Genomic DNA, 25310 nt, shown 5'->3' on the forward strand with positions numbered 1-25310 from the left:
CCTCCTTTTAATCAAAGTCCTGGGGGCTAATAGCCTGCCGAATGTTCTTGATCTCTTCCCATCGCTCAGGACTGAGACGGTATCCGGTACCCGGCCCTCTGTAATCGTTTTCATCATTTACCGCACTCTGTACCACGTTCTCTTTATTAATGATGGCTGATGTATGCAGATAATCGCCCGCCACCCGCTGCTTAAGCATATTGAATACGCGTTCGGCCACTTCTATATATCCACGCTTCTGCAGAGCGATCGCCACATCAAGCCCTGTAATACCCTCATCTAGAATGCTCTGGGCTGCCTTCAGATCTTCAACAACATTGCGCGGCGGCATATCCTCACTACTGTTGGCATAGGTAGCACTTTCCACTTCTTCATCCGTAATTGCCGGAAAACCCAATTCATCGAATACGGCTTGCAAAGCTTTAGCAGCTTCATAACGAATATGAATTACGCTTTCTTCATCAACAGGACGCAGTCCGCCATCCACCATCATATCTCGCTGCAGCACAAGGTAGTCGTCCATATCGCTCGTATCCATATTCGATCCGGCAAACATATTATCGCTGTTTGGTACTGCACTATAGCCGGAGAAAATAAAATCGGTTCCCGGCAGCATCTGGCAAAGCATCTTGGCGCTGCGGCGAATCGGCGAGTGTGAGAACGTCTGATCATTTCCGGAAGCCACTTCTAGATCAAACATTGTAGTAGTGAGATTCTCCGCAAGCACAGCTCGTAGTCCACTTGGAACCGCTGCAGGTACACCAATACAGCTAATCGAGCCGTTCTGTAACCCCTGTACTCCAGCACCTCTCGCCATCATGACACAGCGAACCTCGAGATAGAGCATGGACTTACCCTCGGCGCCGGCCATTTGCACTTCTGAGCCTGTACCTGATGTGAAACGCATTTTTGCTCCGCGCGAAGCATAAGCCGAGGCAAGAAACGACTTCGACCAAGGCGTGTCATCTCCATCGATAAATACTGACTCGGTTCCATAAATGGAAATCGTCTCAGCATACGACGTCAAGCCAAGCATCGCAAGGCGAAGTTCTGTTGCCTCTTCGAGCGCATCCTGTGTGAGTATGCCGCCTCTTGCTGTCTGCGACCCAACAAGCAGAGCCAGCGCATTGAACGGTGCGTAACGAACAATTCCGACTGTCGTCTCTTGTTCATCAAATCCGCGTAACCCTGCTTCGGCGGCATCGGCAGCCATCAACACCGGATTATCCCGTACATTCGTCACATGACATTGATTAGACGGTGTCTTACGCGCCCGCATCTTCTGCAATGCCATCATCATCTCTACCACGTTCATATGATTCAGCACTTCAACAACTTTGGCAGGTGACATTCCTCTAGCCAGCTTAATAATCTCGGCGCGTGGAACATGGATATCAACCAGTTTACGAGCAATCTCCAGACTGTCTATCGCCATGACACGTTCGGCTATTCCTGCATCCATCGTATAATCGGCAATAAATCGGTCCAGCATATCGAATTGTTCACGCGGCTTCCCGTCCAGTTCTATAATCCTGCCATTCTCTACACTAACAGAGGGGTTGGGGTCATTTGGACTTGCCATGGCAACGAAGCCCATCTCCGGCCATTCTGTAACAAATCCATCCTGATTGATCGGTTGCTGTTCAAGCACTGCGAATCTTCCAGACCGTTTGGTTACTTGTGATGCCTGCATACTTTCACCCTTTCTGTTATTCTCACCTGTCTTCCTTTAATAATTATAATTTTCAATCATTTGTTTGTATCTGTAATCATGTAACTTTCCCTAGCATTCTTTTTACTTTTGTACATTCAGACTAGAAAAGTGAATTCTGGAATTGATAAGCCGGGAGGGTACGTGTGGCTTTCTGCTTCTTGCGGTATTGGGTTGGTGTAATACCTTCTTGTTTACGAAATAAGCGTGAGAAATAGTTTGGATCAAGCCAGCCGCACCGAGCTCCTACCTGCGCAATGGACAGATGCGTGTCTGAGAGCAGGCGCCGTGCTCTCTCTAATCGAACATGAACAATATAATCGGTTAATGTCATGCCCGCTCTTTGCTTAAATAGGCGGCTTACATATTGGGGGTGTAAATGGACAGATTCTGCGAGGGACTCTAACGTTAACTCTTCTTCGATATGGCGTTTAATATATTCTTTTATGCGATCAATCGGATGCATCTCTTGCGCATGGTGATGCGCCGATTCTAGCGGAGCCGGAAAAAACTCATGAAGCATCCGTTCAATATCCTTCGGGTGAACAGGCTTGAGAAGATACGCTTCAGCGGCAAGTTCATACAGCCCCCTATCCGTATAACGTTCTTCTTCATAAGCGGAAAGGAAAACAAGGCGACAATCCGGACGTTCCGTGCGAATGCGCGCAGCAGCAGCCATCCCATCCATAATGGGCATTTTGATATCAAGAATGGCTACGTCAATTGCATGGCGCACAGCCACCTCTACGGCATCTGCGCCATTTTGCGCTTCAAAACAACGTACATCCGTAAATCTTCCCTGCGAGATAATTCTGGCCAATACTTCCCTTTCTAGCGGTTCGTCATCCACAATCAACAGATTCATGCGGCTTCCCTCCCGGTAGTGTAATTGTAATCGCCATTCCTTTTCCCGATGCACTTTTCATATTTGTAATTCCGTATTCCATCCCGAACTGGTATTGCAGTCTGCGATGAATATTATAAAGCCCGATCCCTGTTGTGTGACCCGTTCCGCGTCTACGTACATTCGATAGCATGTCTGCAAGCTTAGAGGCGGGCATACCGCGACCGTTATCTTCAACAGTAAAACAGCATACCTTTCCGTCCGTCTCTCCGCTAAGACGAATGTTGATAGGTTTTCCTTCCGGCTCAAAACCGTGTACAATCGCATTCTCTATTAACGGCTGAAGCGTTAGCAGTGGAATGGAGATATGCTCGGCTTCCGGTGTGATGCGGCTCTCAAAAGCGATTCGATCGCGGTAACGTGTTTGCTGAATAAACAAATAATGCCGAATATAAGCCATCTCTTCTTCGAGCGGGACAAGCTTATCGATCTTTCTCAGATTATAGCGAAGAATGCGTGAGAGACTATATGTAATCTCCTGTGTCTTCTCCGCCCCCTCTAAATAGGCGAGACGCGAAATTGTATTTAGCGTATTAAATAAAAAGTGTGGATTCATCTGCGAATGCAGCATTCTAAGCTCAATATCCTGCAATGTCTTTTCAAGTTCCGTCCGCATGCGCAGCTCTTCCATCAGCTTTTGCGTCTTCTCCGTAAGCTCTTGTTGGGCAATTTGTTCCGCAATCGTTTTAACGATATAGTTCGCTGTCATAAACAAGAGTTCGGCAGCGGCACTGACCTTCTTTTCATCCTGCCTTGAGACTTGCTGCAAATATCCAAACAGCTTATCTTTATCTAATGGAAGCTCACTCACCTTTGATGATACCGCTTCCAATTGTTCGGCTTCATGGTCTGTCATAATTACCTGCCCACATAGCACGGCACCGAGATATTTGTCTTCATAAACCAACGGCGCGGCCAAATCTACCAATCCGGAGTGGCAGCGGTGAATGACCGGCCTCTTCTCCTTCGCCGCAAGAATACCTACCCTCTCATCGGAAAGAATACAGCGGCTGAGCCCTTCTGGACAGGAGCGAATATATGAGCAAAAAGAGGTAAAATTACTAGGTGCGGTAATCGGGCGGCCGGATTCATCGCCAATGATCATAGCAAGTCCGGTTGCATCAGAAAAACGGTCCTGTACTTCCTGCAGCATTCTCACATCGATCATGTTACGAAGTGTTAGCGCAGCCATCGACTTCTCCCTTTCCTATCAAGTTTCGTTCTGTATCCTCTTCTTCACAACGTCGTTAGGCGTCCAACAATCGAACCGGTATACAGGCTCTGTCGCATATCCTAACCTGCTGCACATATACCCCGTTTTTTCTCCCGGCTGCTTGCGAACCCGAAAGTGGCGGCATGTCGCACAGCAATGATAATTCCGCTTCATCAGTTGCCTCCGTCCTTTTTTTCCACTCTATCATGCACAAAAAAATGTCACAAGAGCAGGAAGTATCGTATTTTGTATTGATTCTGGAAAAAGACTGAAAAATCTATCAATAATATGCTATTTTGCATCAAAATCGTATAGACGTTTCGTCCGCTTGCCCACGTACAATAAAAGCGGATGCATATCCTAATCATGCACGTTATCAAAAGGAGGACCTTATATGCCGCAAATTTTTGTATCTCCGGGCAAATATGTACAAGGTGCAGGCGTAACAAATGACATCGGCCGCTATATTGCTCCACTCGGTCAAAGAGCGCTGATCCTCGGCGGACAGAGAGGGCTCGATTCTGTGAGTGGCAACATCACCCAAAGTCTCGATATGTACGATGTACTCTATCATATTGAGCGGTTCCAAGGCGAGAGTTCCGACAATGAAATCAGGCGCATGTGTGATGTAGGACGTGCTAAAAATATTGATGTCGCAATTGGTGTAGGCGGGGGAAAAGCAATCGATACAGCAAAGGCGGTTGGATTTGAGCTTACTATTCCGGTCGCCATCATCCCCACTATCGCTTCTACAGATGCGCCCTGCAGTGCCTTGTCTGTGATTTATAACGATGCGGGCGTGTTCGAGAAATATTTGCTCCTCCCAAAAAATCCAGATATCGTGCTGATTGATACCGAGGTTATCGCCCATTCTCCGGTGCGCCAATTGGTAGCAGGTATGGGTGATGCGCTCTCGACGTATTTTGAAGCAGCAGCCTGCGCCCGAGCCCGAGCACAGAATATCGCCGGGGGGACGATGACACAAGCGGCGCTTGCCATTGCTAGGCTGTGTTATGATACGCTGCTGAGCGATGGCTACAAAGCAAAGATCGCCTGCGAACGTAATGTCGTCACCGAGGCATTGACCAATATCGTTGAGGCGAACACACTGCTCAGCGGACTGGGCTTTGAAAGCGCCGGTCTGGCTGCGTGCCATGCAATACACAATGGATTAACCGTACTTGACGAGACACATCCATATAGCCACGGGGAAAAAGTAGCGTTCGGCACGCTTACTCAGCTTGTCTTAGAGAATCGAAGCCTACACGAGATAGAAGAAGTCCTTGGTTTCTGCCACTTGGTCGGTCTGCCGACAACATTTGCCGACATCGGACTTAACGACGCCCACCCAGAACAAATCCGTCAGGCAGCTGAAGCAGCATGCAACGAGGGAGAAACCATCTATAACATGGACATTGAGATTACACCCAAAAAAGTTTATGCGGCCATGGTCACAGCCGATGCACTGGGTCATGCCTATAAACAAAAGGAAGAGAAGACTCTATCCACTCCGTCTCCGCTGCCATTATAATTACGCTCTTCTTTTCATCAAGATAAAAAAAACGGGGAAGCGCTCGCTTCCCCGTTCACATGCTTCTTCATTTCGGCAGCCTATTACTCAAACACTTTCACAGTAACGCTTTTACGTCCCCACTGCAGGGCTTTATCACGGTCAGAGAAAAAGACATCAATCTTATTCCCTTTAATAGCGCCTCCTGTATCACCGGCAATTGCCATACCATACCCTTCTACATATACTTTGGAGCCCATAGGAATTACGGATGGATCGACAGAGATGACTTTGGCGTCAGGATTTTCCTTTAGATTGATGCCCTGAGAGGTAATACCCGAACAGCCTGCACAATTCGCTGTATACGCTGTACTCTCCATCGTCATTACTTTACCGGGTTTCGTATTTTCACCGGCAGCATTCAACGCCTGGAATGTTTTCGGTCCGGCAATTCCGTCAGCCTCTAAGCCCTTGGCCCGCTGAAAGGATTTGACAGCATCCACAGTAATCGTGCCGTAATAGCCGGTTGCCGTACGGAAATCAAAGTGTCCCCGGTTCTTAAGAACCGTTTGCAACTCCTGTACATCCTCACTCTCCATCCCATAGCGCAGTGTCTGATCCCCCATAGAGGCTTCTGCCATAAGCGGAGCACTCACCATCATTCCTGCAGCAGCAGTTGAGACCACCATTTTCTTCAGCGATGTAAGCATATTAATCAATTCCTCCTCTTTTCCTGATCAATAAGCTTCCACCTCTTCTTCCTATTTCGTTCAACAATTAGGGCCATTATATAAGGAAATATCTGCAGTGAAAAGAGCATTCTCCTATTTTGCGAACATATAACCAAATTTCAGTTTTACCTCCTTTCACTACTTTTGTACCGGACAAAAATAGCCAAAAACTCGAATATGTTATCTATTTATCACTCTATCTACAAAGTAACGTATCGAAATAGTGTGAAAATAAGTATAATGTGCATAAAGAGAACAGGAGAGTGAGAGGAACGTATGAAGGATGATACTGTTGTAGTCCTTATGCCGTTGAGCGGAAGTATTCTGTGGGAGATGTACGGAGAGTCATTCGGGTATTTACAAAAGCCCTTATCACTTCAAGTACCAGTGAATGAAGTAGAAGTACGCCGGGAATGGATTGCTGAAATCGAGCGAGGCGTGCTCTATCTGCAGCGTGAATCTATTAAGTAAATAAACAACGAAGCAAAAGGCGGTTTCTCATAGGGAAGCTGCTTTTTGCTTATTGTCAAACATTTTGATTCCTTTATAATTTTTATATCCGACAGGTTGGATCTATTCTTGCAAGGTAAATGAGATGAAGACAGGTAGGAATGGGGATGGAGGAGCCTGCGTGATGTTACGAATTCGTATTGTATTGCTATTTATTCTACTAACTTTATGGCTCGCAGCAGTACAGCTTACCTATGCTTCGCCTGCAGCTTTGCAGCCACAGGCAAAAAAAACATATAAAATTGCAGCTGAATGGGCGCTTCCTCCGTTTTCCTACGTAACAGAAAACGGATCATTTACAGGTGCCAGCATTGCTATTATGGATAAAATTGCAGCGTACCATAATCTTTCTTTCGAATATATTCCTATGGATCTTGAACGCGCGGAGAAAGAGCTGCAGGCCGGTCGGATCGACGCAATTGCCGGACTTACCTACAGCACTGAAAAAAGCGGCCTATTTGATTTTTCGGAGCCGTATTTTACAATGTCAGACGCACTTATTATTCCTAAAGAAAAAAAGCAAACCGTTAAAAGCATCAGCGATGTACGGGGGCTGCACGTTATTCTACAGAATCGAAAACCTGTACTTGACTCACTGTTGAATCTTCGTCATCCAACTCTTACGGTTACCCGAAACCAATTATCAGGCTTGCTTCCCCTTCTAAAAGGGCGCGCTGATGTATTTATCGGTAACAAATGGACTGCTGGCGTATATTTGCAGCATTTCAAGCAGGAGGACAACTTCATTATACTTGATGAGGTAATTGAACCCGCCGATTTTGCTATTGCGGTACGAAAAGGCGATGATGCTTTTCTCAGCATCATCAATAAAGCATTGACAACAATGAAAGCAAAAGGCGAAATTAATCTGCTTATGGATGATTGGCTCCTATCCAATTCCGATGTTCAAATTATCCGGCTGCAGCGGTTTATTCAGCTATTAGCCATTGTGCTTATTGCGACTGCATGTGTATTATTGTTTATTTACCTATGGAATCAGCGCCTCAAAAAAGCGGTACAGGCCCGGACGGAAGAGCTATGGCAGCTTACCCACCATCTACAAAAACAGCGACAGGATATCGCTGACCAGGATGCATTTAAAGAACAAATTTTAAATAACATTCATACCGGAATCGTTACATTCGATACGGACTATACGGTGACCAGCTACAACTTACGTGCAAAGGAGATGCTCGGACTTACGGGAGAATCCATATACAAAGAGGAGTATCCACCGCTAATCGCTCGTATTCTTACGCATTATAAAAACAATGCCAAGCAGCGCGTAGATAATTCAAATGCGCTCATCAAATTGGAGATCGACGAAGCGGATCAATGGAAAGTAATTTATTATCGGCTGCTAATGCTGCATGATGCCCGCAAAAACCAAACAGGTTACCTGTTATCGATGACCGATCGCACAGAAGAAAAAAGGCTTGAGCAAAAGCTGGTCATGCAGGAGAAGTTGCATGCCCTTGGTCAGCTTGTAGCAGGCGTTGCTCATGAAATCCGCAATCCGCTCACATCAATTAAAACATTTGTGGATCTGCTGCCGACCAAATATAATCGGCCTGCCTTTCGGGAAGCTATCGTCGAACATCTGCCTGCCGAGATCAATCGGCTCAATATGATTGTGACCGATTTGCTCGATTACGCCCGCCCGCGTTCGCCCAGCAAAGAAAACTACGCGGCAAGCGCTCTCCTTGCCTCGCTGCTCACGCTCCTGCGAGTAACTGTAGAGAAAAAGCATATTCTATTAGAGCAATCCTGCCCAGATGATATCGCTTTTTATATTGATCCGCAGCAGATGCGGCAGGTGTTCTTAAATCTTCTGCTTAATGCGATCGATGCGGTAGAAGAAACCGCAAATAAAAAAATCACCATCACGGTGGAAAAAAAAGAGGATACACTCGGACAAATTACGATTACCGACACAGGAGTAGGCATTCAACATGAGCAGATTAAGCGAATTTTCGAACCGTTCTACTCAAGTAAACACAATGGCGTAGGGCTGGGCCTTCCCCTCTCGTATAAATTAATCAAAGAGAACGACGGGGATATTCGCATCACCAGTCATCCCGGCCAGGGAACGAGCGTCATTGTTACTTTACCATTGCACAAACCGGAGGAGAAATCTTAATGAAACCGCACGTACTCATTCTTGATGATGAACGCGCCATCTGTACCTCACTCAGCTTCGCGCTTGAGGATCTCTATACCATTGCGACTTCTACCGATCCAGTTGACGGGCTGCGCATGCTAGATAATCAGCCCTTCGATCTTGTGTTGCTTGATTTACGTTTAGGCTCAAGCAGCGGGATTGATATATTGCGCCAAATAAAACAGGCTCATCCGTCCATGACAGTGATCATGATGACAGCGTATGCCTCCATCGAATCTTCTATTGAAGCCATTAAACTTGGTGCGTATTACTACATCGAAAAGCCAATCAACACCGAAGAATTACAGCTATTAATGATGAAGGCACTTGAACATAAACAACTGGCTTCTCAGGTCGAATCCCTGCATGCACAGCTTCAGCAAACAAAGGGAAAAAAAGACTTTATAGGCAAAAGCAAAGCAATAAAACAGGTGTTCTCTATGATTGAACGGGTAAAGGATATTGATTCTAACGTATTAATCACCGGAGAAAGCGGAACCGGTAAGGAATTGGTCGCCTCTGCCATTCACCATACAGGAAGACGGCAGGACGGTCCGCTAGAAACAGTAAATTGTGCTGCGATTCCTGAGACGCTTCTGGAAAGTGAGTTGTTCGGTTATGAAAAAGGGGCTTTTACCGGAGCAACACAGCGCAAGGAAGGAAAATGGGAAGCTGCAAACGGTGGAACGCTTTTTCTTGATGAAATCAGTGAGATGCCATTGTCTCTACAGGCAAAAATTCTGCGCGTGCTTCAAGAACGCGAGGTTACGCCGCTTGGCTCCAATCGAAAAATCCCCCTTGATGTGCGAATCGTCAGCGCTACAAACAAACAACTCGAGCAGATGGTAGCTGAGGGAACGTTTCGTGAAGACTTATATTTTAGGCTAAATGTCATTCCGATCTTGATTCCTCCACTGCGGGAAAGGGAGGAAGATTTAGCGCTATTGCTTGAATATTTCCTGCACAAATACTGTAAGGAAATGGACAAGGAACCTAAATCCTTATCCACTGCCGCGCGTCGTCTTTTGCTCACATATAGTTATCCGGGCAATGTTCGCCAGCTTGGCAATATCGTGGAGTATGCCGTTGCGCTCTCTCCTACCTCTATTATTACAAAGGATGACCTTCCGGAGTATGTACAGCAGCATAGCCCTGTTCACTCCATCACGCCTGCAAATGATGACGAGCTTGTTTCTGATCTCTATATCGATATTCCCATCGGCACCCCTATGAAGGAAATCGAAAAAAGAGTGATTGCTGCTACGCTCCATCACTACAATTGGCATCGACAGGAAACAGCGCGCATTCTGCAAATCTCGGAACGGAGCCTGCGTGATAAAATCAAACTCTATGATATTCAACAAATGTAACACCGGCAACTTTTGCCGAATCGGCACTTTTTGCCGGTTTATCTGGCGAATTTTGCCGATTTTTTTTGTGAGAAAATATAACGGAGCTGAAACCGCTAACATTTAGACTAGTAAGAAAATTGGAACGATATTTGCAATTGTTCTAGTACAGGAAAGGAGGATACACATGAAGCAGCAGTCTCTTTTTGCCATCACAGCCACCTTGCTTCTTCTAGCTACCGTTGGCTGCTCGCTTACGGAAACCAAGCAGGAAATCTCTTCTCCTGTTTCACACTACCCAGCACATTCAACAGATTCTAGGACACCCGTTCTGCAGGATAGGATCATAACTATCGCGACAGGCGATATATCAGGTGTATACTTTCCGCTCGGACAAGCTCTTGCCGGTATTTATGAACGATCCAGCAGCGCCATTACAGGAACACGTATCACAAAGGCATCCATCGAGAACACCCAACTTGTGGCACAAAAAAAAGCGGAGCTAGGTTTCTCTACCACGGATGCTCTTCTCTTGGTTAATCAGCAGAGCAGCGCCGAAGCAAAACAAGAACACTCAAACCTACGGACGATTACTGGCCTTTATTCTAATTATATCCATATTGTGGCTACTCGTCAGAGCGGCATTCGTTCATTCAAGGATCTAAACGGAAAACGGATTGGTGTTGGTCCTATCGGCAGCGGCACAGAATTAACTACAGAGCGCATCCTACAGGCAGCAAACCTAACGCGTTATGATCTAAAAAAGCATTATTTTTCTTTTTCTCAATCTTCTCAGGCACTTCGAGACGGGATCATTGATGCAGCATTCTTCTCCTCAGGTTTACCGAATCCGGATATTACATCACTAGCTAAGGATATACCTCTTATCCTAATTCCCATTCCGGAGTCAGTGATGAAGACGCTTGAGCAGCAGTCTCCTTATTATTCTAGAAAGATCATTCCTGGGAAAACATATGCCGGCCTTACTGACAACATTCAAACCGTAGCAGTAAAAAACGTACTCTTAACTTATAGCGACCTGCCAAAAGAAACAGTATACAATTTAACCCGTGATTTTTACGAGCATCTCCCTGAGATGTATGATGCTCATCCGGCGGCAAGAGAAATCAAAATGGAAGATGCAGAACAAGGTGTCTATCTTCCGCTACATCCGGGCGCAGCCCAATATTTCGATGAACAGAGAAAGAAGAAATAACGTTTCCATAACTAAGGAGGTCAATGACAATGAAACAACTGCAAAAATTCATCAGTCTCTTCGCGGTTCTCCTGCTCGCGGTTCTAGCAGGTTGTGGGGTTCCTACCGCACAAAAAGCCGGGGAGGCTCCTGCCGCAGGCGGTGCGTCCGAACAAGGAGGCACAAAACAATTAACCGTCGCTGGAAACGGCGGCAAGATTGAAAAGGCCATCCGCGATGAAATCGCTCCGAAATTCAAAGAAAAGACTGGAATTCAAATCAACTATATCGCCGGGCTCTCCGGTGAGATTCTCTCAAAAGTAGAATTACAGAAGAATGCACCACAAATTGATATTGCACTTTATGTACCAGTGGACGTGCAGCGCGCTAAGGAAAAAGACCTTACCGACCCGGTTGATGAAACAAACGTTCCAAACCTCAAAAATGTTGACCCGCGCTTTATTGTTGCCGAAAAAGCAGCTGCACCTGCTTTCGGTCTTGTCATTGCACCAGCTTTTAATACGGAATCTTTCGAAAAAAACAAACTTAAACCGATTGAATCCTGGAATGACCTTGCAAAACCGGATTATAAAGGCCGCACCGCATTCGCGGATATCTCCAATGACTGGGGCTTCAATACTCTCTATGCTCTAGCATTAGCAAACGGAGGCAGTATTGATAACATGGAACCCGGCTTGAATAAAGCGAAGGAACTGGCAGGGTATTCTACTACCTTCTATAAAAATTCAACACAAATGATGCCTGCAATGCAGCAGGGTGCCGCTGATGTAACGGTCATGGGAAGCTACTCTATCGGTGATTTGGCAGCAAATTCCGGTGTTCCGCTTAAAATGGTCGTTCCAAAAGAAGGCGTACCTTTACAGGCATTCAGCGCCACGCTGGTCAAGAATACGCCTCACAAAAAAGAAGCGCTTCAATTCATTGACTATCTGGTTAGCGAAGAATCACAAAAAGCTACGGCAGATTCTGGATTCTATCCCGTTGTAAAAGGAATGCAGCTTCCTGAAAAATACCAAGCATCTATCGGCTTAAAAGATACGGACAAAACGTTTACACCTGATTTTGCGAAATTCGCAAAAATAAGAGCGGAGTGGTCGGACCGCTGGTCAAAAGAAGTAACACCTCAACTTGGAAAACTATTGAATAAATAAGCGAGAAAGGGGTTTTACCATGACGAGCGTGGCAACAAGAAACGACGTAGAAATCAAGAATGTTATCAAACGCTTTGGTTCTAATACAGTGCTAAATGATATTAACCTTGAAATCAAGCAGGGCGAGCTTCTTACCCTGCTTGGCCCTTCAGGCTGCGGCAAAACCACAACATTAAATCTCATCGCGGGTTTTCTTGAAGCTGATGAAGGTGCTGTCTATATTAAAGGCAAGAATGTAACACATGTACCGCCTTATAAGCGGGATTTAGGGATGGTCTTTCAGACGTATTCTCTTTTTCCGCACATGACTGTCTATGAAAATCTTGATTTTGGCCTCAAGCTCCGCAAGATCGATAAATCTGAGAAGCATAAACGAATTACCCGTGCGCTTGAACTCGTTAAAATGATCGGGCTTGAGCATCGCTATCCACGTGAATTATCAGGCGGGCAGCGGCAGCGTGTCGCTATCGCTCGCGCACTTGTTGTTGAGCCTGAACTGCTTCTGCTTGATGAGCCTCTCTCTAACCTTGACGCCAAACTGCGGCATGAGCTGCGGACAGAGATTAAAAGGCTCCAAAAAGAAATCGGGGTTACGACCATCTTCGTTACACACGACCAGGAGGAGGCTCTTTCGCTGTCTGATCGGGTTGTTGTCATGAACGGAGGTAAAATCGAACAAATTAGTTCACCGACTACGATCTATAATCATCCGGAGACGGAATTTGTTTTTCAATTTATCGGCAAGTCAAATTGTTTTCACGGCACAATAAAGGATATCAACGACCGAAAAATTGCTGTGCAGCTTGAAGACGGCTGGGTAACACTCGTAGATGCAGATAACATCATGGGCAGCGAACGTACATGCCGTACCGGCGATGAAGTAAAGCTGTATATCCGCCCTGAAAAACTAACTCTCAACACAATCGGGCAATCGGAGCAGCCAGAACAGTTCCATAAAGCAACCATTACCCAGATGAATTATCTCGGAGCTTCCTGGGAAATTGACATGACATTGCTTGGAAAACCTGTACAGATCCTGACACCTATGTATGATGCATCGTGGCAAACAGGAAAAGAGGTGATGATTGGATGGAACCCATCAGACATCATGCTCATCAAGAAGTAGCCTCACAGTCTGTGCAACTGCCGGACCCTGAATACAAAAAACCACGCAGAAAGAAAAAGACGTACCTTGCCGGCCTTCTTCTGCTGCTTCCGATTCTTCTGTTTCTCTTTGGATTTTTCATCGTACCGATGCTCTACATTTTGTATTTAAGTTTTATTTACACAGACAGCCCATCCGCGTCCAATGCAGTGTACAGCCTGGAGAACTATCTGTTATTCTTTACCGATTCCTATTACTTGTCATCACTCTGGCTTACGGTAAAGGTCAGCTTTTATACGGTTCTCGTATCGTTACTATTAGGGTATCCGGTTGCTTTGACTATGGCCAAAAGCTCACCGCGTGTGCGCGGATACATCGCTCTGCTTATCGCTTCTCCTCTGCTTGTCAGCATTGTCGTGCGCAACTTTGGTTGGTACCTCCTGCTGCTGCCAAACGGAACGATTAACAGCATTTTAACATCACTCGGCATCGTAAGCGCGCCGCTCAAGCTGCTTTTCTCAGAGGTCGGAGTCATCATCGGTCTCTCTAATGCCTATCTGCCGTTTATGATTCTCGCGATTGCTACAAGCCTCTATAATATTGATCCGTCACTGGAGCGGGCAGGCGCGATTCTTGGAGCAAGTCCGCTGCGTACATTTTTCTCGGTGACGCTGCCGCTTAGCCTACCGGGCATCGTCTCGGGATGCGTACTGGTATTTAGTATGTCGATGAGCGCGTATGTAACACCTGCGCTTATGGGTGGCGCCAATGTTCCAATGATGCCTGTCGTCGCCTATGATCAGATTAATAATCTGCTGCGCTGGACATTCGGCTCCGCCATATCTTATGTCCTGCTGGCTACGACGATGCTTGTTGTAACCGTCTTTACACGCGGATTTGAAAAAAGCAAATTCAGGGAGGTATTCCGATGATGAAAACACTGGGGAGACTGCGCCTGACTGTAGCTGTCATTACCATTATCTATATTCTCATTCCACTGCTCGTTGTCATTCCGGCCTCCTTTACAAGTGCCAGCTATCCAAGCTTCCCACCGCAAGGATTTTCCTTTCAGTGGTATACGAAGCTGCTAGAGAGACCTGAGTTCATGACAGCGCTTGCCAACAGTGCCAAATTTGCGTTGATAGCTGCGTTCTTTTCCGTTCTGTTCGGCACACTTGGTGCACTAGCAATCGCTAAATATGATATTCCCGGCAAATCATACATTACGTCTTTGTTGACTTCGCCGCTCAGCGTACCGCAGCTTGTATTAGGCGTAGCCCTGCTTATTTATTTCACACCGCTGATGCTGGCCGGTACAGGAACCGGATTTTTAATTGCGCATGTGATTATTTGTATTCCGTATGTTATTCGTCTCGTGCTTACAGGGTTAAGCGGGTTTGATTACAATCTGGAACGGGCCGCTGCCATTCTAGGTGCAAGCCCCTTCACGGTATTCTGGAAAGTAACCTTACCGTTAATTCGACCAGCCATTATTTCAGGAGGACTGTTCGCATTTTTGACTTCATTTGATAATGTGACGGTATCACTTTTTATGGTATCACCTGATATGCGCACATTACCGATTGAAATCTTCTCGCACATGCAGGATGCATATGACCCCTTAGTTGCTTCGGTTTCTAGTGTCGTTATTTTTATCTCAGTGATCCTTATTATTATTCTAGAAAAGCTTCAGGGGGTAGGCCAGATGTTTGGCGGCTCTCATTAAGAAGATTGTATTCAAAAAAACACCGTCTCGGACTTTATCCAGACGGTGTTTTGCTTTATTTACTCACCTAAACGAATGACGCATGTTCCCCATGTGTCATCACCCCAGCGCAATTCAAGCTTATCGCCGTCGGCTACAGGTCCGACACCTGCGGGCGTACCTGTATAAATAACGTCGCCTTCACCCAACCCAAAATTCTCAGCCGTAAACTCGATGATCGTCTGCATGTCAAACAGCATGTCACGTATATTGCCGCGTTGCACCTGCTCTCCGTTTTTAAGAAGCGAGAAATCAATTTCTCTGCATGCGGCTACACCCGGAAATGCGTGAAACGCCGTCAAAACGGCTGCATTCGGAAAACCTTTGGCTCGAAGCCACGGATGGCTTTTTTTCTTCAATTCACTCTGCACGTCACGCAGCGTAAAATCGATACCAAGTGCCATCTGATCTACCACATCTTCAACCTTCATGCCAGATTCATACGAGCGGGCAGCATGAAGCACGACCTCTGCTTCATAATGTACCTCCCCTTTACTTCCTGGAAGTAGGATTGCCTCTCCATTTGCTTCCACCAAGGAATGCGTTGGTTTTGAAAATAGAAACGGAGACGTCGGCACCGCATTTCCTAACTCTTCTGCATGAAGACGATAATTTCTTCCCACACAATAAATATTACGTATCTGTTTCATTAGAATCCTTCTTTCTTCTATCGTTGTAGTCTTTCTTGTTGTTTATACGGAAGTAATCATTCCGCCATCAACCACTAGGGTGCTCCCTGTAATGTATGTACTGGCTCCGGATACGAGGAAGGTTACGACTTTAGCGAACTCCTCCGGCTCTCCATATCGCTTCAATGGGATCGTTTGCCTTGATTTCTCCTCCATCTCCTCTTTCGTAATCCCCTGCTTCGCACCGTTCATCTCGTCGAGGTGTGCCACCCGATCCGTTGCAATACGGCCTGGCGCTACCGTATTTACAAGAATATTATACTGTGCCAATTCCATCGAAAGGGTTTTTGATAGCCCGACTATACCAAGCCGAAATGCATTAGACAAAATCAGCCCTGGGATCGGCTGCTTCACAGAGGAAGAAGCGATATTAATAATACGCCCGTCATTTTTTTGCTTCATATCCGGCAGCACTTCACGGGTCAACCGAATGTAGCTTAACAGATTCAATTCAAATGCCTTCTGCCATTGCTCATCATCAAGCTGCTCAAATCCGCCCCCCGGCGGCCCGCCTGCATTATTAATAAGAATATCAATGCTGCCAAACGCATCCCGTGTCGCCTGGACAAGCGCTTTGATTTGATCATAATCCGTAATATCCGTACGGTGATATGCGACCTTCCCTGTACCAATCTGCGTGAGCTCCTCTTTTACCTGGCGCAGCTTCTCTTCATCACGGCTTGTAATCATGACATGTGCGCCTTCCCTAACAAGCTGCTCCGCAATGGCGCGGCCCAACCCCTGGCTGGAGGCAATGACCAATGCTACCTTTCCATTTAGCTTCATTTCCATATGCTTATCTCCTTCTCCCACAATACATAGATTGCAGGTCTTTTTATAATCTCACAATCGCGCGGCCACGCATTTGACCTTTTAGAATGTGCTGCAGGGTCCCGGATAGTTCATCAAGCGTGATTTCATGTGCAATCGTCTCTTCCAACCGCGCAGGCTTTAAGTCCTCCGCCATGCGCTTCCATAGCGGCAGCCTGACATTCATTGGGCAATAGACGGAATCAATCCCAAGCAGATTTACACCGCGTAGAATGAAGGGAAAGACATTCGTATCAACACCGGTACCGCCGGTAAGACCGCTCACCGCTACAGCTCCCCCGTACTGTGTCGCACTGAGAATATGCGCGAGTGTCCTGCCTCCTACCGGATCTATCGCAGCGGCCCAGCGGGGCTTGCCAAGCGGTCTTATCTTCTCCGGTGATACCTCTTCTCGTGATATGACTTCAGCAGCACCAAGTTCTTTTAAAAAACCATGCTCAGACTCCTTGCCTGTGCTCGCAACGACACGATATCCCTTTTTAGCAAGCATAGCAGTCGCCAGGCTGCCGACACCACCGGTTGCTCCTGTAACAAGTACATCTCCTTTATCCGGTGTAATGCCGCTCTCTTCTAAACGCTGTATCGAGAGTGCGGCTGTAAAGCCCGCCGTACCGTATGCCATCGCTTCCTTCAGCGTCAGCCCTTTCGGCAGCGGCACCACCCATTTCGCCGGTACACGCACATATTCACTGAAGCCGCCATAATGAGAGACACCCAATTCAAATCCGGTAACAACTACCTGATCTCCTTCTTTGAAGCGCTGATCCGACGACTGGACAACTGTCCCGGATACATCAATTCCCGGTACAAAAGGATAGCTTTGTACAATATTCCCATTCGAAATACTCGCCAGCCCATCCTTATAGTTCACGCTGGAATAAGCGGCACGAATCGTTATGTCGCCTGCTGGAAGCTGATGTAACGATAACTCTTGAATACCTAAGGAGACATCACCGGATTCCGTTTTATCAACCACTGCTGCACGAAACTTCTCTTGCATCCATCTCGCTCCTTTCTCTGAATATAAAGAATGGAAATTAGCAGAACGTCGTCTTCATCGCAAGTTCAGTCATTACAATCATAGCCTTATATGCTTCTAGAATATCTTTGGCCTGATATCGTACAATCGGATTTTCAGCTTCGATTTCCGTCCCTGGCATAAGAGCGGCCCACTCCGCCTGACCGTAGTTGGCAAACTCAATGGTCAATACCGGATTTTCCGGTGGTGTAAGCGGTTTGACCCGATTGCGATTCTCAATGGCCTGCTTCGTCTTCTCACGCAGCAGCCATCCGGCTTTCTCCGGTGTTAGGCAGAGTGCGGAGGTGCGGGAGATCTGTCGCTTAACAATCGCAGTTGTAACACCCGGTATAAGCGCCTCCGCCTCAGCTGCCGCTTCGTCATCTCCTGCCACCAATAAGAGCGGCACACCATAATAACCCGCCACATATGCATTCAAGCCAAGCTCTCCTACTGCTTGGTCGTTAATATACATATTTCTTGCGCCAAAAATCATCGTATGACTGAGCACACCCGGTCGACCGGCACGGGAATGATAGCCAAGAAACATCGCTCCTGCATATGTATCATCAAGCCCTTGTACCATAGAGAATGGCTTGACATCTCCAGAAATCAATTGTGCTTCCGGGTGAAGACGCTCAATTAATAAGTTGTTCATTTTGGAGTGGCTATCATTCACAATAATCTCTTTGAACCCTTGCTGGAAAGCCGCTTCGATAACATGATTCGCTTCATCCGTCATCAGCTTCTGTCCACGTGTATAATTACGCTCCCTTGCATCGACGAAAGTCTGGTCTACCAGTCCTGTGATGCCCTCCATATCTACAGAAAGATATAATTTCATCTTTTCACTTCCTTTTGTTTTCCTTCGTATAAATATTCGATATTCTCTTTCGTTTTTCCTCTAGTGAAAAGCTTGGCGATGTTCTAGACCGAATAAACGCAAGAAAATCCACAGACAAAAAAGGAGCGAATGCTTACCGCTCCTTTTCTTTATTCGCTTATACCTCGACCGTTTGCTCTTCAAGAATAAACTTCTGGATTTTACCGCTGGCCGTTTTCGGCAATTCATCCACAAAGCAGTATGCGCGCGGACGCTTATATTTAGCAAGACGGTCACCTGTAAGAAGAAACTCATCAAGATCCTGTTCACTAATCAGACTGCCTTTGCTGCGAACCACATAAGCAAGAACGATCTGCCCCCATTTCGGATCGGGTTTTCCAACCACGGCAGCTTCCCGTACTTCAGGATGCTCAATCAGTTGATCCTCCACTTCACGCGGATAAATATTCTCTGCACCAGATATGATCATATGATCAATCCGATCACGAATCCACACATAGCCGTCTTCATCGTATTCACCCATGTCACCTGTATGATACCAACCATATGCCAATGCTTTTTCCGTTGCTTCCGGACGATTGTAGTAACCGCCCATCATGCACGGACCTTGTACAAGAATTTCTCCGATTTCACCCGGTGGACAGATATCATCCGGATGCGTAGGGGCGCCGTCAGGTTGAACGCGGCAGATTCGCAGTTGATGAGTAAGGCTGGGCTTGCCAGCCGAACCGGCCCTCTCTAGCTGCTCATCCGCATACAACACCGACATGCATGGCCCCATCTCTGTCGTGCCATAGATCTGGATCAAATCTGCGCCGATCTTCTCTTCAAATTCACGAATCAGCACCGGCGCCATCGACGCGCCGCCATATTCTAGCAGACGGAGTGAAGATAGATCATACGAATCGAAATTATCAGCATGAAGCATCATATTTACCATCGTTGGAGCCGCGAACATATGCGTGACCCTCTCCTCCTGAATCGTATGAAGCACTTGCGCTGCATCAAATTGATGCAGGAGCACTTGAGTCGCGCCTACCTGGACGCGCGGCAAAAACGATGTATGCAGCTCAGCCGTATGATTTAGCGGTGCCGCAGCCAGCCCCACATCCTCTTTTGTTAGTCCCATACACTGCATCATCATAAAATTATGATGCAGCTTGCTTCGATGTGTATGCAATACTCCCTTGGGACGTCCGGTCGTACCGCTCGTATACATCATAATGCAGTAGTCATCTTCTGACACAGCCACCCCAGGATGAGTAGATGCCTCAGTATCAAGCAGAGAGTAGAAGTCAAGCGACTCTTCCGGCACCGCTTCGTCTACATAGATATAATGCTTCACCGGATTTCCCAGTTCTCGTGCCTTCTCAACCACATCGGCCCCCTGCTTTTCGTATAACAGCACTTTCGCCCGGCTATCGGTAAGAATATATTGCAGCTCGTGGGCAGCTAACCGATAGTTCACCGGATTAAAAATCGCCCCAATCTTCGCCGTAGCGAACAAAGAAATGACAAATTCACTCGTATTATATAGAAAGGAAGAAACAACATCACCTTTTTGCACCCCCAGACGCAGCAGCGCCTGGGCAAATTGGTTTACCTTTTGGTTCAGTTCCGTATAGCTATAATGATGTCGTTTGTTTTCATATTCATAGACTAAGGCTTTTTTATGCGGAAAATTTCTGGCTGACCATTCTAGCGTATCTCCAATCGTTGTGCTCATCTGCTTCTTCTCCTTTCCTTTGTCCAGTTATTTTATATAATCCGGTTTTACAAAACCTTGGAACTGTTTATCAATCACATCTTTAAATTCAGCAGATTTATACGCCTCAACTAAATCTTTTGTAAATGAAGCATCTTTATCGGCTGTTTTAATTGCGACTAGATTCATATATTGATCAGGAATATCCTCAAGTGTAAGTGCTTCTGTTAGTTTCAAACCAGAAGCGATGGCAAAGTTTCCATTAACAAAAGCATAGTCTGCATCTGCAAGAGAGCGCGGTAACTGTGCAGCTTCTAGCGGAAGCAATTTGATATTTTTCTTGTTCTCTGCTACATCCTTTTCTGATACGCGCAGCAGATCCACATTATCTTTCAATGTAATCCAGCCAAATTTCTGCATCATGACCAATGCGCGCGCTTGATTCGTCGGATCATTTGGCAGTGATACGGTTGCACCTGATTGTATTTCTTCTAATGACTTATGTTTGTTGGAATAAATACCGATCGGCGCTGTCGGCACCTGAATCACATCTTCGATTGGCAGGTTATGCTCTTTGGCAAAGTTTTTCAAGTACACAACATGCTGAAATACGTTAGCATCCAGCGAACCTTCCGCAAGCGCTTGATTTGGCTGTACATAATCATTAAACTCAACAATCTTAACGGTATAGCCTTTTTTCTCTAGAATAGGTTGAATCCCTTGTTTAACTTGATCGCTGTATGGGCCAGCCGTCGCTCCGATGATAATTTCTTTCTTCCCTTCCTGCGCTTTGCCCCCTGTCGTCTGTTCATCATTTTTTCCACCGCATGCAGCTAAAAAGGCAGTTAATAATATAATTAATCCAATGAGAATAAACGGTTTTGTTTTCATGTATGTTCCCCCCAATTAATTTGATTAGCGTTTATCCAAGTAATGTGCAAGGCGATTGCCTGTAAACTGAATCAGTTGTACGATAGTAACTAGCAAAAGCACGGTTACGACCATGACATCTGTCTGGAATCGATAATAGCCGAAACGAATAGCCAAATCCCCAATACCTCCTCCGCCAACAACACCAGCCATCGCGGAGTATGAGAGAAAGCTAACCACAAGTACCGTCAATCCAAGCATCAGACCAGAGCGCGCTTCTACAATCAGTACTTTCCAGATAATTTGATACGTGGAAGCACCCATAGCTACCGCCGCTTCGATTACGCCTTTGGAGACTTCGCGCAACGACTGTTCCACCAACCTAGCAAAGTATGGAATCGCCGCGATGGAGAGCGGAACAGCGGCTGCCACCGGTCCGATGGTTGTGCCGATTAATGTCCGTGTTAGCGGAATTAATGCGACCAAAAGAATTAAAAACGGAAAGGAACGGACCACATTGACGACAGAGCTAAGAACTCGAAAAATGATCGGTCTCTCAAGCAGTTGATTCTTCCCGGTTAGAAAAAGGAGAATACCAAGCGGTGTACCGACGATAAGCGCGGCACCAATCGCAATCCCGACCATCACGAACGTCTGAACGATAGAGATTCCAATCTCTGGCAGCAGCAAAATGACATTATCAAACATGTGCAATCCCTCTTTTCTCGCTGAAATCTTCCTGAAATAACAGCTTAGCAATCTCTGTCTTCGGCTTAATCTCATTTTCAGAGAGAGACAGCTTCTCTACTACGTGTCCGTTCTCCATGACCGCCACTTTGTTGCAAATCTCTTTGACAACATTCATCTCATGCGTAACAAGAAGGATCGTAACACCTAACTGCTGATTGATCTCTTTTAAAAACGCGAGAATCGTTCGTGTCGTCTGTGGGTCGAGCGCTGAGGTAGGTTCATCGCACAGCAGTACTTTGGGTCGGCTGGCAAGCGCTCTAGCGATAGCAACCCTCTGTTTTTGTCCGCCGCTTAACTTCGATGGGTAACTTTCTGCTTTCTCTGTTAATCCAACAATCTCAAGGCATTCTTCTACCCTTTTTGTTTTTTCGTCTTTTGAAATCCCAGCTACTTCAAGAGGAAAAGCTACGTTTTCTTCAACCGTTCGATTATTCAATAAATTAAAATGTTGAAAAATCATACCAATCGACTGACGCGCTTTACGCAGTTCTTTTTTCGATAAGTTCGTAAGCTCCTGGCCGTCTACATACACAATCCCCTCATCCGGGTTCTCAAGCAGATTAACGAGCCTGAGCAGCGTTGATTTTCCGGCCCCGCTAAATCCGATGATGCCATATACGTCACCCTCTTCCACATGAAGCGAGGTTGGTGCTACTGCCTGAAAAATGCCAGTAGCAGTTTTATAATTCTTAGCAACATTCTGCAATTTTATCATATTCTCCGCTCCTTCTTTCTTTTGTATCCTTTATGAAAACAAAAACGACCTCTTGCTTAGGCAAGAGGTCGACGAATACTAATAAGAGAATCCGTCGGACCTCTTATCTGTCAGCGTCATTGCGCTGCTGGAATTGGCACCGTTCGAATTCACACGTCGAATTCAATGGTTGCCGAGGTTTCATAGGGCCAGCCCCTCCACCTCTCTGGATAAGAGTCCGTATTGCTTTCGTATTGGTTTGTTGACTTTATTGTAACAGGTTATTCCCTAAAGTCAACTAGGAATTATGGTTTTTATACAATTATTCATGTTATCTGACACTTTATTTGTTTTCTTTCCACTCCGTAAGGTATACAATATACAAAAAGGTGATAAGGAGGTACAATACATGGACACAGCTTCTTGCACATGGGCCATTGTCGGTATTGGTAGGCTTGGCCAAGCTCTGTTAACCCGCTTTCAGGAAACGAACTTTTCACTTGGTATTTATCACCCCGATATACAAAAAAGTGAAGCATGCGCACAGGCTTATTCTCATCATAACATTCTTTCTAAAGGACAGCTTGTCCGTACGGATATCATTATTCTGGCCCTTCCTGCCCAACAGATCGAGCCGTTCATCGATGAACTCCTGCCTCATCTTACGGAGACGCCTTCTCCTCTATTTATTAATATGGCTACTACCGCTTCAACCGCTCACTTAAGGCAGCATTATCCCAGCCTTGCATGGGCAAGTATGAAGTTTATGGGGCAGGCCGATGTCCTGCGCGAAAATGGGAATGGGCTCTTTGTTACCGAAGAAATCACACCCTCAGATGATATACGCAACATTACGGTTCTTCATACCTTCTCATTGATTGGCCATGTCACATCAGATCAGGAAAGCACCGTCGAAGAAGTAAACCGTATGGCCACATATTACGCGATTAAAGCAGCCAAAGAATTAGAGATTGCTATGCGGGAACGCGGATTTGCTGAACTGTATCAAAAGCGCGCTCTTACCTCGCTTATTCCCGGCGTCATTCGCTCGTATGCGGAAAACACGCTTGGCCATTTCGGAAAAAGCGTTGCACGTCAATTCGATAATTCCCAATCAAAAAACTAAGAAACGGCTGCCGCATTTCTGCTTAAAAGAAGGTGTATGTTAAAATAAAACCTATATGCACCGTGTCTCTATTACACGAGATTTCAAGCAGAAAGGGGAAAAGCGGCAGTTTCTTGCAGGCGTGCCGCGCAGCATATGAATTCAACACCCAAATCCATTCAAACAAAAATCGAAGAGGCAATCCAGCTTTTAGAAGTGCGTTTTTTTGAACGTGAAGAGCTGATTCGCCTTTTATTTTTAAGTATGATGAGCGGTGAAAATGCGCTGCTCATCGGTCCACCAGGAACGGCTAAATCACAATTGGCCAGAAGCATCTCCCAGCTCTTCGGCAGTGAACAGTGGTTTGACTATCTTCTCACGCGTTTTACTACACCGGATGAGATCTTTGGTCCTGTCTCGCTTCAAGAGTTAAAGCAGGATCGCTACATTCGACAGACCGATGGGTATCTGCCGGCTTCCCAATTTGCTTTTTTAGATGAAATATTTAAAGCCAACAGTGCTATTCTCAATGCTCTGCTATCCATTCTAAATGAAAGATTATTTTTTAACGGACGCGAGAAACAGGACGTACCACTGATGTTCTTAATGGCAGCCTCCAATGAATTGCCTGAAGACAACGAGCAGCTCGAAGCGCTGTATGATCGTTTTCTTGTCCGCTATGAAGTCGCCTACTTAAAAAACATTGCCAGTTATGAGCTCATGTTCGAGCTGCCGGAGGAACCACTTCCCCATATCCTTACGCTTGCTGATGTTACACTCATACGAAAAAACGCCAAGCAGATCGTCCTGCCTGCATCGCTTGTCTACTTCTTATACCAACTCAAACAGGCCATGGAAGAAAAGGAATTCATGCTATCTGATCGTCGCTGGAGCAAAATCGGCCATGTTTGGAAGACGTCTGCCGCATTAAATGGACGCGATCAAGTTTCCATCTGGGATACGGTGTATACGCCGCATATGCTATGGGATGTACCGGAGGATTTACCTGTCCTACAGGATTTATTCGATAAGCATTTTCAGGAGGCATTAAAGCAGGAGATAGAAGAAGAGCTGCCACTGCATCACTACAACCAAATAGCCGAGAAATGGCTAGACAAAGAAGAGGAGCTCAACGGCTACCAATTTAAGCGTGAGGTGGGAGAAAAACTTGGCAAGGATGCGGTCGTACGTGCACAGTCACTACTTGAGACATGTCGTGTAGAAATTGAGAAAACAGCACGCGAGCTTAGAGATAAGCTGCTTATGTGGCAGGAAAAAGAAAAAGATATGGCGGCGTATTTACGCGGTCGTAACTTTTTATTGCTACAGCCGGACCGTTATGCGGTAAAATACACACGCCTGCGCATACAAGGCGAACGCATTCTTCAATCATTACAGGGCATATACAGAACGCTTTTTGATAAAGAAGTTCCCGGTACAGCATATGATTATACCTTATAGAACAGGGGAGAATGCCG

At 46.1% G+C, this 25310-nt stretch carries 23 protein-coding genes and 1 riboswitch; of the genes, 11 read left to right on the top strand and 12 right to left on the bottom strand.

From position 1 onward, the window contains the following. Positions 1–7: 7 nt before the first annotated feature. The 3 genes from AB3351_RS11415 to AB3351_RS11425 all read right to left on the bottom strand — a co-directional run bounded on the left by AB3351_RS11415 (position 8) and on the right by AB3351_RS11425 (position 3807). Entirely contained in the window at positions 8–1693 is a 1686-nt protein-coding gene (locus AB3351_RS11415) for a propanediol/glycerol family dehydratase large subunit (protein WP_371147275.1), read from the bottom strand. Between the two features lie 121 nt (positions 1694–1814). Then, entirely contained in the window at positions 1815–2576 is a 762-nt protein-coding gene (locus AB3351_RS11420; RefSeq protein ID WP_371147276.1) for a response regulator transcription factor, read from the bottom strand. Then, positions 2554–3807, bottom strand: a complete 1254-nt coding sequence (locus tag AB3351_RS11425; RefSeq protein ID WP_371147277.1) for a sensor histidine kinase — start codon at positions 3805–3807, stop codon at positions 2554–2556. Before AB3351_RS11425 ends, AB3351_RS11420 begins: the two co-directional genes overlap by 23 nt. A 415-nt stretch (positions 3808–4222) precedes the next feature. On the opposite strand from AB3351_RS11425, the gene AB3351_RS11430 reads away from it, so the two are divergent. Continuing rightward, a complete protein-coding gene (locus AB3351_RS11430) occupies positions 4223–5359 on the top strand; it encodes a glycerol dehydrogenase (RefSeq protein ID WP_371147278.1) in 1137 nt (378 codons plus the stop codon). Positions 5360–5442: 83 nt separating this feature from the next. Here AB3351_RS11430 and AB3351_RS11435 read toward each other — a convergent pair whose 3' ends face one another. Further along, positions 5443–6048 (bottom strand): 3D domain-containing protein, encoded by a 606-nt coding sequence (locus AB3351_RS11435; RefSeq protein ID WP_371147279.1) that lies wholly within the window; start codon positions 6046–6048, stop codon positions 5443–5445. Positions 6049–6345: 297 nt separating this feature from the next. On the opposite strand from AB3351_RS11435, the gene AB3351_RS11440 reads away from it, so the two are divergent. The 8 genes from AB3351_RS11440 (at position 6346) to AB3351_RS11475 (ending at position 15287) form a co-directional block, all read left to right on the top strand. After that, a complete protein-coding gene (locus tag AB3351_RS11440) occupies positions 6346–6540 on the top strand; it encodes a hypothetical protein (RefSeq protein ID WP_371147280.1) in 195 nt (64 codons plus the stop codon). A gap of 163 nt (positions 6541–6703) precedes the next feature. Next, positions 6704–8719 carry a transporter substrate-binding domain-containing protein gene (locus AB3351_RS11445; protein WP_371147468.1) on the top strand — a complete coding sequence of 672 codons (2016 nt, stop codon included), beginning with the start codon at positions 6704–6706 and terminating at the stop codon, positions 8717–8719. Then, positions 8719–10110: a sigma-54-dependent transcriptional regulator gene (locus AB3351_RS11450; RefSeq protein ID WP_371147281.1), complete on the top strand. Its 1392-nt coding sequence runs from the start codon at positions 8719–8721 to the stop codon at positions 10108–10110. Before AB3351_RS11445 ends, AB3351_RS11450 begins: the two co-directional genes overlap by 1 nt. Before the next feature lie 166 nt (positions 10111–10276). After that, positions 10277–11305, top strand: a complete 1029-nt coding sequence (locus tag AB3351_RS11455; protein ID WP_371147282.1) for a TAXI family TRAP transporter solute-binding subunit — start codon at positions 10277–10279, stop codon at positions 11303–11305. Between the two features lie 29 nt (positions 11306–11334). Beyond that, positions 11335–12456: an ABC transporter substrate-binding protein gene (locus AB3351_RS11460; protein ID WP_371147283.1), complete on the top strand. Its 1122-nt coding sequence runs from the start codon at positions 11335–11337 to the stop codon at positions 12454–12456. A gap of 19 nt (positions 12457–12475) precedes the next feature. Then, on the top strand, positions 12476–13582 hold the full coding sequence (locus AB3351_RS11465; protein WP_371147284.1) for an ABC transporter ATP-binding protein: 1107 nt from the start codon (positions 12476–12478) through the stop codon (positions 13580–13582). Continuing rightward, positions 13546–14493 carry an ABC transporter permease gene (locus AB3351_RS11470; protein WP_371147285.1) on the top strand — a complete coding sequence of 316 codons (948 nt, stop codon included), beginning with the start codon at positions 13546–13548 and terminating at the stop codon, positions 14491–14493. The genes AB3351_RS11465 and AB3351_RS11470 overlap by 37 nt, the downstream gene beginning before the upstream one ends. Continuing rightward, positions 14493–15287: an ABC transporter permease gene (locus tag AB3351_RS11475; protein ID WP_371147469.1), complete on the top strand. Its 795-nt coding sequence runs from the start codon at positions 14493–14495 to the stop codon at positions 15285–15287. The genes AB3351_RS11470 and AB3351_RS11475 overlap by 1 nt, the downstream gene beginning before the upstream one ends. Positions 15288–15346: 59 nt before the next feature. Here the strand turns inward: AB3351_RS11475 and AB3351_RS11480 are convergent, their stop codons facing one another. The 8 genes from AB3351_RS11480 to AB3351_RS11515 form a co-directional block, all read right to left on the bottom strand. Next, positions 15347–15976, bottom strand: a complete 630-nt coding sequence (locus tag AB3351_RS11480) for a fumarylacetoacetate hydrolase family protein (RefSeq protein WP_371147286.1) — start codon at positions 15974–15976, stop codon at positions 15347–15349. A gap of 42 nt (positions 15977–16018) precedes the next feature. Continuing rightward, on the bottom strand, positions 16019–16807 hold the full coding sequence (locus AB3351_RS11485) for an SDR family oxidoreductase (RefSeq protein WP_371147287.1): 789 nt from the start codon (positions 16805–16807) through the stop codon (positions 16019–16021). Positions 16808–16850: 43 nt separating this feature from the next. Then, entirely contained in the window at positions 16851–17846 is a 996-nt protein-coding gene (locus AB3351_RS11490; protein WP_371147288.1) for an NADPH:quinone oxidoreductase family protein, read from the bottom strand. Between the two features lie 37 nt (positions 17847–17883). Continuing rightward, positions 17884–18708: a M55 family metallopeptidase gene (locus tag AB3351_RS11495; RefSeq protein ID WP_371147289.1), complete on the bottom strand. Its 825-nt coding sequence runs from the start codon at positions 18706–18708 to the stop codon at positions 17884–17886. A gap of 157 nt (positions 18709–18865) precedes the next feature. Next, on the bottom strand, positions 18866–20434 hold the full coding sequence (locus tag AB3351_RS11500; RefSeq protein ID WP_371147290.1) for a fatty acid--CoA ligase: 1569 nt from the start codon (positions 20432–20434) through the stop codon (positions 18866–18868). Between the two features lie 27 nt (positions 20435–20461). Continuing rightward, positions 20462–21304 carry a MetQ/NlpA family ABC transporter substrate-binding protein gene (locus AB3351_RS11505; RefSeq protein ID WP_371147291.1) on the bottom strand — a complete coding sequence of 281 codons (843 nt, stop codon included), beginning with the start codon at positions 21302–21304 and terminating at the stop codon, positions 20462–20464. A 24-nt stretch (positions 21305–21328) separates the two neighbouring features. Next, a complete protein-coding gene (locus tag AB3351_RS11510; RefSeq protein ID WP_371147292.1) occupies positions 21329–21991 on the bottom strand; it encodes a methionine ABC transporter permease in 663 nt (220 codons plus the stop codon). Beyond that, entirely contained in the window at positions 21984–22748 is a 765-nt protein-coding gene (locus AB3351_RS11515; protein ID WP_371147293.1) for a methionine ABC transporter ATP-binding protein, read from the bottom strand. Before AB3351_RS11515 ends, AB3351_RS11510 begins: the two co-directional genes overlap by 8 nt. 100 nt (positions 22749–22848) lie before the next feature. Beyond that, positions 22849–22964, bottom strand: a riboswitch (SAM riboswitch). Positions 22965–23136: 172 nt separating this feature from the next. On the opposite strand from AB3351_RS11515, the gene AB3351_RS11520 reads away from it, so the two are divergent. Both AB3351_RS11520 and AB3351_RS11525 read left to right on the top strand, forming a co-directional pair. Further along, positions 23137–23853 (top strand): NAD(P)-binding domain-containing protein, encoded by a 717-nt coding sequence (locus tag AB3351_RS11520; protein WP_371147294.1) that lies wholly within the window; start codon positions 23137–23139, stop codon positions 23851–23853. Positions 23854–23988: 135 nt separating this feature from the next. Beyond that, positions 23989–25293 carry an AAA family ATPase gene (locus AB3351_RS11525; RefSeq protein ID WP_371147295.1) on the top strand — a complete coding sequence of 435 codons (1305 nt, stop codon included), beginning with the start codon at positions 23989–23991 and terminating at the stop codon, positions 25291–25293. The last annotated feature ends 17 nt before the right edge of the window (positions 25294–25310 follow it).

The organism is Aneurinibacillus sp. REN35 (genome assembly GCF_041379945.2).
In the GTDB taxonomy this organism is placed as follows: Bacteria; Bacillota; Bacilli; order Aneurinibacillales; family Aneurinibacillaceae; genus Aneurinibacillus.

What these genes read in the sequence shown, in the direction of transcription:
- AB3351_RS11495 (WP_371147289.1), bottom strand. Translation starts at nt 18,708, where the DNA reads ATGAAATTATATCTTTCTGTAGATATGGAGGGCATCACAGGACTGGTA.
- AB3351_RS11435 (WP_371147279.1), bottom strand. Translation starts at nt 6,048, where the DNA reads ATGCTTACATCGCTGAAGAAAATGGTGGTCTCAACTGCTGCTGCAGGA.
- AB3351_RS11505 (WP_371147291.1), bottom strand. Translation starts at nt 21,304, where the DNA reads ATGAAAACAAAACCGTTTATTCTCATTGGATTAATTATATTATTAACT.
- AB3351_RS11485 (WP_371147287.1), bottom strand. Translation starts at nt 16,807, where the DNA reads ATGGAAATGAAGCTAAATGGAAAGGTAGCATTGGTCATTGCCTCCAGC.
- AB3351_RS11490 (WP_371147288.1), bottom strand. Translation starts at nt 17,846, where the DNA reads ATGCAAGAGAAGTTTCGTGCAGCAGTGGTTGATAAAACGGAATCCGGT.
- AB3351_RS11480 (WP_371147286.1), bottom strand. Translation starts at nt 15,976, where the DNA reads ATGAAACAGATACGTAATATTTATTGTGTGGGAAGAAATTATCGTCTT.
- AB3351_RS11515 (WP_371147293.1), bottom strand. Translation starts at nt 22,748, where the DNA reads ATGATAAAATTGCAGAATGTTGCTAAGAATTATAAAACTGCTACTGGC.
- AB3351_RS11475 (WP_371147469.1), top strand. Translation starts at nt 14,493, where the DNA reads ATGAAAACACTGGGGAGACTGCGCCTGACTGTAGCTGTCATTACCATT.
- AB3351_RS11425 (WP_371147277.1), bottom strand. Translation starts at nt 3,807, where the DNA reads ATGGCTGCGCTAACACTTCGTAACATGATCGATGTGAGAATGCTGCAG.
- AB3351_RS11470 (WP_371147285.1), top strand. Translation starts at nt 13,546, where the DNA reads ATGGAACCCATCAGACATCATGCTCATCAAGAAGTAGCCTCACAGTCT.
- AB3351_RS11440 (WP_371147280.1), top strand. Translation starts at nt 6,346, where the DNA reads ATGAAGGATGATACTGTTGTAGTCCTTATGCCGTTGAGCGGAAGTATT.
- AB3351_RS11445 (WP_371147468.1), top strand. Translation starts at nt 6,704, where the DNA reads ATGTTACGAATTCGTATTGTATTGCTATTTATTCTACTAACTTTATGG.
- AB3351_RS11430 (WP_371147278.1), top strand. Translation starts at nt 4,223, where the DNA reads ATGCCGCAAATTTTTGTATCTCCGGGCAAATATGTACAAGGTGCAGGC.
- AB3351_RS11525 (WP_371147295.1), top strand. Translation starts at nt 23,989, where the DNA reads ATGAATTCAACACCCAAATCCATTCAAACAAAAATCGAAGAGGCAATC.
- AB3351_RS11420 (WP_371147276.1), bottom strand. Translation starts at nt 2,576, where the DNA reads ATGAATCTGTTGATTGTGGATGACGAACCGCTAGAAAGGGAAGTATTG.
- AB3351_RS11460 (WP_371147283.1), top strand. Translation starts at nt 11,335, where the DNA reads ATGAAACAACTGCAAAAATTCATCAGTCTCTTCGCGGTTCTCCTGCTC.
- AB3351_RS11455 (WP_371147282.1), top strand. Translation starts at nt 10,277, where the DNA reads ATGAAGCAGCAGTCTCTTTTTGCCATCACAGCCACCTTGCTTCTTCTA.
- AB3351_RS11520 (WP_371147294.1), top strand. Translation starts at nt 23,137, where the DNA reads ATGGACACAGCTTCTTGCACATGGGCCATTGTCGGTATTGGTAGGCTT.
- AB3351_RS11500 (WP_371147290.1), bottom strand. Translation starts at nt 20,434, where the DNA reads ATGAGCACAACGATTGGAGATACGCTAGAATGGTCAGCCAGAAATTTT.
- AB3351_RS11450 (WP_371147281.1), top strand. Translation starts at nt 8,719, where the DNA reads ATGAAACCGCACGTACTCATTCTTGATGATGAACGCGCCATCTGTACC.
- AB3351_RS11415 (WP_371147275.1), bottom strand. Translation starts at nt 1,693, where the DNA reads ATGCAGGCATCACAAGTAACCAAACGGTCTGGAAGATTCGCAGTGCTT.
- AB3351_RS11510 (WP_371147292.1), bottom strand. Translation starts at nt 21,991, where the DNA reads ATGTTTGATAATGTCATTTTGCTGCTGCCAGAGATTGGAATCTCTATC.
- AB3351_RS11465 (WP_371147284.1), top strand. Translation starts at nt 12,476, where the DNA reads ATGACGAGCGTGGCAACAAGAAACGACGTAGAAATCAAGAATGTTATC.